This is a genomic window from Ruegeria sp. HKCCA5839, from assembly GCF_013035585.1.
Taxonomy (GTDB): domain Bacteria; phylum Pseudomonadota; class Alphaproteobacteria; order Rhodobacterales; family Rhodobacteraceae; genus Ruegeria.
Window position 1 is genome coordinate 1 of record NZ_WQIE01000019.1, and the last position, 9,386, is coordinate 9,386.

General features: G+C 52.0%; 6 protein-coding genes. 1 reads left to right on the top strand and 5 read right to left on the bottom strand.

The window, feature by feature from the left end:
* Positions 1–33: 33 nt before the first annotated feature.
* Positions 34–462: a hypothetical protein gene (locus GOV38_RS22235; protein ID WP_171210385.1), complete on the bottom strand. Its 429-nt coding sequence runs from the start codon at positions 460–462 to the stop codon at positions 34–36.
* A 59-nt stretch (positions 463–521) separates the two neighbouring features.
* Here GOV38_RS22235 and GOV38_RS22095 point away from each other — a divergent pair, with 59 nt between their 5' ends.
* Entirely contained in the window at positions 522–1,343 is an 822-nt protein-coding gene (locus GOV38_RS22095; RefSeq protein WP_171210386.1) for an autotransporter domain-containing protein, read from the top strand.
* A gap of 754 nt (positions 1,344–2,097) precedes the next feature.
* On the opposite strand, the gene GOV38_RS22100 is transcribed toward GOV38_RS22095, so the two are convergent.
* The 4 genes from GOV38_RS22100 to GOV38_RS22115 all read right to left on the bottom strand — a co-directional run bounded on the left by GOV38_RS22100 (position 2,098) and on the right by GOV38_RS22115 (position 8,773).
* Positions 2,098–3,402, bottom strand: a complete 1,305-nt coding sequence (locus tag GOV38_RS22100; protein ID WP_171210387.1) for a hypothetical protein — start codon at positions 3,400–3,402, stop codon at positions 2,098–2,100.
* A gap of 438 nt (positions 3,403–3,840) precedes the next feature.
* Entirely contained in the window at positions 3,841–5,268 is a 1,428-nt protein-coding gene (locus GOV38_RS22105; protein WP_171130345.1) for a multicopper oxidase family protein, read from the bottom strand.
* A 461-nt stretch (positions 5,269–5,729) separates the two neighbouring features.
* Entirely contained in the window at positions 5,730–6,080 is a 351-nt protein-coding gene (locus tag GOV38_RS22110; RefSeq protein WP_171210383.1) for a hypothetical protein, read from the bottom strand.
* Between the two features lie 350 nt (positions 6,081–6,430).
* Positions 6,431–8,773: a tetratricopeptide repeat protein gene (locus GOV38_RS22115; RefSeq protein ID WP_171210384.1), complete on the bottom strand. Its 2,343-nt coding sequence runs from the start codon at positions 8,771–8,773 to the stop codon at positions 6,431–6,433.
* Positions 8,774–9,386 lie beyond the last annotated feature (613 nt).

Sequence of the window (9,386 nt, forward strand, 5' to 3'; positions counted from 1 at the left end):
TTCCGTTCACAAGCGGTCATCTGACAGAAAGACTCAGATGACTGCAGCGAGCCCAGAGCGGACCAACCGCGAAATCTTTGCGCGCGGTCGCAGCATAACGAACCGCTGCGCCGCCGCATCCCTTCCACTGCACGGTTGAAGGAAATGCGGATGTTCAGGCAAGATGCGGCGATGATTCCAAGGGCAACGCCCGGCTTCGCGGACAAAGCTGTCGTTTGTTTCCGGCACCATCGATCGGCGAAATTGGCTTATAAACCAATAAAGAACTGGAACGGTTTTTCTTAGAACTTCATAACCGGGACCAATTTGAATAAAATCAAAACAAATGTCGAAAAAGGCGCGGCATTCTTGTCCGAGAAATGCTAGGATTGCGAGACATCGCTTTGCCTTCTTTTGGTTAATAAGCTCATATGTTGAGACGGTTCCTTGCCTTCGCTGCGTTTTGGGCAGCAAATACGACAAATCCGTCCCTTGCTCAAAGCGTAAATCCTGATGCCTCCGAGGCTGCTGCACGAGCGGCTTTGTCTGTCTTGAGTATCGCTGCCACCCCAAACGAGACTTTATCGTCGTTTTCATTTCTTGATGCTTCCGGAGGTACCAAGAGTCTACGCTCGACGCAGCTGCGAGGAGGCTACAAGCCGTTTGGAAACGGGCTGTATTTAGAAGGTCTTGTTGCCTATCAAAAGTATAATCCAGTACTCTTTTTCCCAGAGATCGCCTCCGGTACTGAGTTGGATGTAACTTGGTCCAGTGTGGCAGCAACTGTAGGCATCGGCTGGGAGTTTCCATTGGTTAATGAGTGGAAGATCCGACCGGTCGGACATGCCTCACTTGGCCAAGTAACTGCTGATGCCATTCTTGGCGACTTTCCATTGTTGCGGGCGGGATCCAGCTCCAACGAATTGATCGATGGAAATTTGAATGCATTCGGCATTGGGGCTTCGCTTAGCATTTTCAGAGAGGCACAAATTGGACGGTGGCAGGCAGAATATCGCATCCGCCAAACTTTCTTGGAGTTTGACCCGATCAACGAGCCGCAGGCTGGGAACGCAAGCGCGAGTTCTAATCAAACAACCCTGTTCTCACGTCATCGCTATCCGCTGGAAGACGTCAAAATCTTCGAACTCCCAACGCAACTTGTTCTGGATGCTGGCGTTGTGCTGTATCACGGTGACAGTGCAACCGTTCTTGATACCGATTGGCTAGCAACGGCCGGTATCGGACTTGAGATTGATACTCGTTTGATCGGGTTACCGGCCGTTCAAGCGGGACGTTTAATGCTCAACGGTGTAGTTGCTGAAGAATTTTCCGGTTTTTCGGTAGGTTTCGGTCTTCGGTTCTAAGTCGAGACCGCTCCTGTCCAACAACAACCAGTAAGCTCAATATCGTTTTGAACCGCCACTTGTAAGAGCGCTGATTTGAAAAGCGACTGAGTTGGACTCAATACGGTCGTTCGGCAAAAAACAGTGACGCGTTGCGTGCTCCGACTTTTGAAGCAGTTGGAACCATCTAATGTCCAATTTGGATACATAAATCGGCAAGGATCGGAATATCAGAATGTTTCACGTACTGAGTGCGTTCATCTCTTTGATTACCTAGCATTTTCCTACAGCCCCGCGTTGATCTTATCTGATGGTAATCGACTCGGGGCAGCTGATTAAAATCACCTCTATAAGCAACTACGCTATAACGTTGCAATTTTGCCGATGTACATTGTCCGTTGGTCTTGAGAGCAAACGTGTAATGCGATCAAACTAGGTTAAATCCCCGTCTTAATTGGGTTCGACGCGGTACCGGGAGTGGCTGGAGGGCGGGAAAAACCACAGGTTGACTTTGCCTGCCAATGTTCCGGTTCGGGATTTCTGGTCGAAATGAGACCCAAGAGTAAGACAAGCGCAGCTTCGAACTACGAAAGCTCCACATTAACACAAATGATGTATGTTGGCAGCCCCTGTGCGTAACCCTCTAAGACGCTTATTGCCTTGATTACCTGTCCATTTAGTTCAGTCTTTCGATAGGGGTCAAACTCCGTTGCGATCTAACGAGCTAGAAGCACAAAACAGTTGGGCGCGCATGGCAAATTGGCCGCGGTTGTCGCTATTCAAATTTGTCGGTTGCGACCAGCTTTTGAAGCTCTTTCTTGATCAATTGAGGAACGAAGATGAATTGACCTTGAGACAGATATCGTTCGGACAACAGATCGAACACTTCTCGGGACAGTATGACCGGCAAATAATCCGAATGACCTTTAGCAACAATCTGGTGTTCGGTTTCCAGGTCGGTCACATCGTAACCGACGGTAAGGCTGCCCTCACGCGCAGGTTTATAACCAAGCAAAGCCAATCGATGATAGAAGGCCGCGCGGTATTTTTCGTCTCCTCGCACTGATGCCCTAAACAGTATCTGCCTGCCATTGGCGACTTCGATGATCTTTCGCAAAGTCACATCGGTTGGGTCGACCAGTGTCACATTCTCATATGTCCGCGCAATTGAGTTCAGCGTGACCCGATCGATCTCGGATTCGACAATCCCGTTTTCCGAGGCAGTTACAAAACGGCTCGCTTGTTCTCGATCTCCGACAATGAGGATACGTTTTTTTTTCCAGTCCTGCGATTTCTCAAATTCCCGGATTCGTCGAACAGCAATCTCGACGCGATAAGGCGGAGTGTCGTATTCCTCGGGTCCCGGTAGGAACAAATGATCGTCAACGACGGGGAAAAGAACATATTCGCCCGCATCCTTTGCATTGAACTGGTCTAGAACTTTTTCAAATCCGTCTTCACCATCTAGAGCCGAAAAGCGCCCCCATAGCGGCGAATAGTTAGGACGTACAGAAGAGATTGTTGGTCCGAGCGTGGGATTATCCAAAACCAGACTTTTTGCGATCCGGTCGCCGTCGCCGGCAAAGAGAAACGAAAACCCTGGTGCGAAGTCAAAGCGTCCCGTTCCCTCGACAACTGCGGTTTCAAATTTTTTTCGAGCCTCTTCTACTTGATCTTTCCAGTTGTTCTTGTGGATTTTCCGCCAAAGCAACCGGACCCCGGCAACGCCAAAAGCGTAAATAATAATGTTTGGAAGGTGGTACATAAGATGCTGTTTCTTAACCGGTTTGCCAACCAATCCCCATAGATAGTCGAGCGCTTTGGCCAGCCGTTCGGGAAGAAGAAAAAAGCCGGGCAGGATCTCGATCAGTTTCTCACCAACCTCGGGAAAAATGACCAGAACGGAAGCGAAGAATAAAGAAATCCATGCTGCAACCCGCAGCATGAATCTTCCGAAAGATGTATTGTCGGGAAAGCTGTGATCCAGAAACAGCGCAGCGACTTCTGCGCTGATCCGCTCGCCCGCATTGATCTGCTTGGCCAGCCTGATCAGTTTCTTCTTCGAAAGAGATCCTTCCATCGCTGACCTGCGCAAATACTTGAACTAGCAAAAATACGTGACCATTGAAGGTATTCATACCTTCGAATGCACTAAAATAAAACGAAAACAACAATCCCAATGAATCCTCCGATTAAGAACTGCATGTCAGTTTCACTTAGCGGCTGAAATTTCCGTGCAACTCATTCGAATTCAACCGATAGCATCGGGAATCGTGTCGAAATCGGACATTGTTTTGCGCTCGGATAAATTCATTAACGCATGAGGGGCGGATAAAGCGGACGGAACTATGTTTACCTAAGTATTACAAACATCAAACTGTGATAGGTTCGCAGAGGATCTCAGATGCGTTTGTCCTGCCGCCGAAATGCAGCAGGTTCATTCGACAGTTCCAGCCCGGAGCGGACATTCGTCACTGAACTATTCAATTTCCGCGATGTAGACCTAGGGTTCATATGATTAAGCGACTTCGAACCAACCCATCATCCCAGTCGCCTGATGTGACAACATATGACAGTGGATCATCCATTTGCCAGGATTATCCGCGACGAAAGCCAGCTCGACAGTTTCATCAGCAAGGATGAGAACGGTGTCCCGTACGTCTTTGTAAGGGGCAGAAACACCGTTGCGTGACAGGACAGTAAAATGATGTCCGTGGATATGTATGCCGTGTGGGAACGCTGAGCGATTGACCAACTCCATGCGCACGGTTCTACCAAGCCTTGCCACAAACAATGGTTCCTCCATACCATGGGCGACCCCATTGAATGCCCATGCCATGCCGCGAGATGTCAGTTCGCGGAAATCCATCGTCTCGCCTTGATAAATGGCTTCATCAATACCCCGCATGGCACCACCGTTCATTAGCAGCGGTTGGTTTTGCGCAGATGCTAAATCAACCTCTGGCAGTGTTTTCCACGGTGGTAATGGTCGGACATTTTCTTCCGAGGGCTGTACCGGTTTGCCCTCCATACGGAACGAGGCAAACTCCACTTGATTTCCTCTTCCAATGTCGACCAGGAGACTGGTCGTTTCTGGAGAGGTCGCCGGTGCGTCAACGACTATGTCGGCCCGCTGCGCTGGCGCCAGTTCCAAGACTTCCAGGCTACGCGGTGCAACGGGATGACCGTCCAGCGCGATCAGGGTCGGGGATAGGTCAGGCAGGCGAATTGGCATGATCCGGTCGGTTGCGAAGTTGATCATCCTCAGGCGCACACGCTCCCCGGGGCGAAGCGCAAACTCCGGGTATGACTGTCCATTTACTGTCCCTGTATTGCCCATCCGTCCTGCATGAGCCGCTGCATGAAGATCGTCCCATCTATCCTCTACAATCGATCCATCTTCGTTGAGTAACCAGTCATCTAGCACGAGGATCAATTCGCGAGTTGCCGCGCCGGACAGGCCCAGCCAGGGCTCGGTGTCTTCCACGATCAATGGACCTGCAAGTCCGCGTGCCACCTGCTCTCGGCTCCGGTTGTGGGAGTGATACCAGTATGTTCCGGGGTCGGGGCAGACAAAATCGTAATCAAACTCGCCTCCAGTTGGCACAGGTGCTTGGGTGAGCGGAGCCGCACCATCCATTGCATTGTCGATACGGATGCCGTGCCAGTGTACAGCTGTAGGCTGTGGCAGTTCGTTCAGCAACGTGCGCGACACCCGCTCGCCGGCCTTAACCCTTATCGCAGGACCTGGAACTGATCCGGCACCTTGTTGGGCATAGGCCCAAACATCCGTTCGCGGATACCCTTCAGGGGTGAGTTGCGCTGTTGATGTCGTTGCTCGAAGTACCGACTGAGTTCCGTTGGCATGGCTGTTTATTGGTAGCAAGGGAACTGCTCCGACCGCAGATAGACCAGTTACAAATAAGCGACGTGAAAGCGATGTCATAAGTCTACTCTTCATAAAGGTTCACAGGCGGAGTCGTTACAGAAGAACATGTTGCTGTCGTAATAAGTATCAAGAGGGCAACAAAGCCCTCAATCTTGATTGAACGGCGCAACTTAGACGCCGCGTCTGAGCCACCATATTCTAACGCGGGGACGAATTCAGTTTGTTAAAGGCAGCAAGGCTCAGTAACCCGAAAAAGAGCATTGCCTTGATAACAAGTGCTTGGCCATAAGCTGTGGAGAGCACCGCCGCGAGGGATCCACTCATGAACCAGGCAAATGCAAGCCATACAAAAACAAGCACCGGCACCGTAATGCCCGCGATTTCGCCGAAGCACGAGAGATTGCGTAGTCAGAGTCTTGTAGCGCCAACGGATGAAACGGAGCTAAAGCCGCAACCCGAAACCCAACTGCCAGCAAATATATCATGAGCAGCCTCATCTGGCTGCCCCCGTTTGATTGTTAATGCATCATCGGCCTTTGATCCATTCCAAAATGGCGGGTCATAGAACGCTCTCTATTTACGGAGAGTAACTCAATCCGCAAACCGTTCCACTGCCGCGAAATGTCCTCTTCGGGCTCAAGATACACCACCGGCACAGCAAGGCGATCGCACTCGCGTGAGAGCCAAATTGAGAGCGGCACAGGCTCATGCAAGAACCGTTCAACGCAGACAGCATATAGATAAATCGTCTCGCTGATCGCGTCCGGGTCAGTCGAACACTCACCCTCAAAACCGCGCGTGCCATCCTCTTGCAACACACAATCTGGGCAATTGGTCAGGGACACATCTAAGCCAACATAATTATTCATGGCTGTCTCTCCTTCAGCTCAAGGTCTTCGAGATACGACAATAGCCGCTCTCAATACCCGGAATGCCGAATTCTCAGCAGATACGCCATGACCGCATCTGCGCATCGCCGACGTTGAAGGCCACCGTAGCATCGGTCGCTATGGGCTCTGAGCCGCTCAATGCCACCGCGGCAGGTCGCTGAGTTCGGGCTGCATGAAACCTGCCGTTCGTCAAGAGCGCGAAGTTCTTGATCTTTAGCCGTCTCTGTCGATCCGGAGACATTCGCCCATCGGTAGGCGACGTTCACGCCGGACGCCGCTAATTCGGGCTCTGAACCCAAACAAGAAATTCACCCTTCATATGAATGTCGTTATTGCTGACTTTCAGTGGTTTCTGTGGGCAAACCCGCTTCCTGCCATGCGGGGAACCCACCGGGATAGTAGCGGGGCTCCTCGAAGCCCCAAAGCTGCGCCTTAGCTGCGGCATATGCAGAATAAGGGCAGTGTGGTCCATGGCAGCTGAAGATCAGCGTGTCGTCTTTTGACGCGATTTCCATCAACGCTTCGCGTGAAAGTCCGACCATCAACGACAGGAAGTGTGCGCCAGGGATATGACCGGCATCGAAGTCGAGTTCGGCACGAACGTCCACGAAAACCGCGGCGTTATTCCTCCAAAGTTCATGCGCTTCCTCTGTTGAGATCATGCGAACATCTTCGACCGAATAGAGCCCCTCTGATTGAGAAACGAGTTCGCGTACCGTCGACCATTTCAGATCACTCCCTGCACCTTCCGGAACCCCTGCTTTGACCAACCCCTCAAAAAGGTGCTGCCTGTATTCGGGGTCGTATCCAAACATGTCTCCGTACCACCACAGAAGACTCTCCTGTGCAGTGAATGGGTCATAAAAAGAAGGGACCGCGATCTCGTTGTATTTTTCGATCAAGGCGGGCACTTCATCTGTTTCGTTCAGATGGCCGAGAGCGGAAACAAGGGTCATGATATCCGGCGCACTGTCGTTTTCCCTTGCAATGACACGCCGCATCGTGCTTACCGCTTCCCGGTATTTCCTTTGATGAAGTTGCGCGACGCCCAACTCACGCAGGTAGCGCGTGGTCTGCAAGGGGTCAAATCGGACCGCGTAACGCAGCGCAGCCTCCGCTTCGGCAGCCCGACCGGTGGCGTTCAGTACTTTTGCCTTTGCAACATGTATATCCGGATCGCTCGGTGACAGAGCGAGCGCCTTGTCCAACTCGTCAAACGCCTCGGAGTGACGCCCTTGTTCAACGAGAATCTGCGCTTTTAGCGAATAGGCAAGCGCAGAGGGAGCCTCCATCGCTTTATCGATGTTTTTCAAGACCTCTCTCCAAGAGCGTTCGAAGCCGCCTCCGGCGGCAAGGAACCAAACACTTTGAACAATACGCCAGTGCGCCGCAGCCAGCCCTGCATAGGCTCGCGAGTAGTCGGGATCGAGTTCAATCGCTTTCTCGAACGCAGAGATCGCTTCCGCGGTAGCGTCTTCGTTGTCACGTCGCAAAAGGTCGAGGCCACGCAGAACAGCGTCATATGCCAGCGGAGACTCTGTTTCCGCGCGTTCCAATCCACCTTCTTCAATCGCCGTCAGCTGAACGGCAAGAGCGGTGGTAATTTCCCGAAGAACCTGGTCCTGCAAGGCAAAGACATCTTCAATCTGGCTGTCATAACGATCGGCCCAAATATGATGCCCCCCGAGCGCGTCGATGAGCTGCGCGTTCACGCGGACCTGATCTCCTGCCCGCCTGACACTGCCTTCCAGTATGTACTGCACGCCCAGTTCCTCGGCTACTTGCTGCGACCTGACGGCCTTGTCCTTGTAGGTCCAACTTGAATTGCGCGAGATGACGAAGATACCTGATATCTTGGAGAGATCGGTGATGAGATCTTCTGTCATTCCGTCGGCAAAATACTCGTTTTCTTTGCTGTCGCTGAAATCTTCGAATGGGAGAACGACAAGCGACGGCTTGTCTGGCAATGGTAGGGCCATCCGGTCAACGGACGCGCGGGCGAATTCGGGTTTCCAAGGCTGCCAAACGGCAAGACCTGTGAGGAATAGCACGGCCAAAATGACTGCCGCGATCCAAGGGGTGAACTGGCGCTTGGAGGGTGGCGATTGCACTTCCAGCATCGGCGTCGAGAGGCTGGCCGCTTTCGCGTTTCGCTCGACTTTGTAGATAAGAATTGGAGTCGGGATATTCTTGACCAGTCGTTCACCAAGCGGCGTAATGTCGAGATCGAGTTTTCCGGCGATGTGCTCCATCACGGAACCCGAAAGACAGATGCCACCCGGATCGGACAGAGCCTCAAGCCTGGCAGCAATATTCACTCCGTCTCCGTAAATGTCTTCTTCATCTACGATAATGTCGCCGACATTGATGCCGATCCTGTACAGGATCGGTTCCTCGTCCCGGCTTGCATTGAATTCGTCTACCTTGTGCTGAATATCCACCGCAAAGCAGACCGCGTCGAAAACGCTTGAAAACTCCATAAGCGTTCCATCGCCCATGAGTTTTATGGTTCGTCCGTGGTATTGTTCAATTTTGGGTTCGATGAGATTCCGGCGCAGTTCCTTCAACGATGCGAGCGTCCCGCTCTCATCACGATTCATCATCGCGCTGTAACCGACGACATCTGCCGACAGTATGGTCGTGAGTTTTCGTTCTTGAGGCATCGCGATCATGTGCAAATCCTCGTGGGCGAGCAGGAGAAACACCCGTGAACGCTACGGGTGCCTCTGGAATTGCCTGCCAATCATGACATGATAGTCTAATTTCGATTGATAATAAACTGGTGGACCCTGATGAGGGCTTCGGCATGGGAGCCAGCTTCGTCCGCATCTTCCCAGTTCCACACCGGCGCAGCGAATGACGGCAACGGATCCGGCGGTTGAAGGCGCCGGCCAATGACGCGTCAGGGGAAAATCGCTGCGCTGGCGAACTCGCGTCGCCGCAGGCGCGAAGACCACTAGCTTACTTCACCGATCGCACTCGCTGCGGCTGCACGAGTCCGGAAAGTCCGCAAAGCGGAACTTGCGCAAGTATTACGTAGCGACCGCTTTCGGCATTAAGCTGACATTCAAGTCCACGAAATCGGTCATTCTGTGTACGATGTCTGCTTTCAACAGGGCCGGACGTTCGGCAAAATTGGGCCAACTTCCGGAATGCGGACAAAGTTGACGTTCAACAAAACTAGTTGAAGGTCTGTTTACTTTGAAAAGCAGTATAGGATTCACATAGAGAGTATCAGAGAAAAAACTCTGCCCGTTCCACTACCCAAACCATTGCTATCAGACT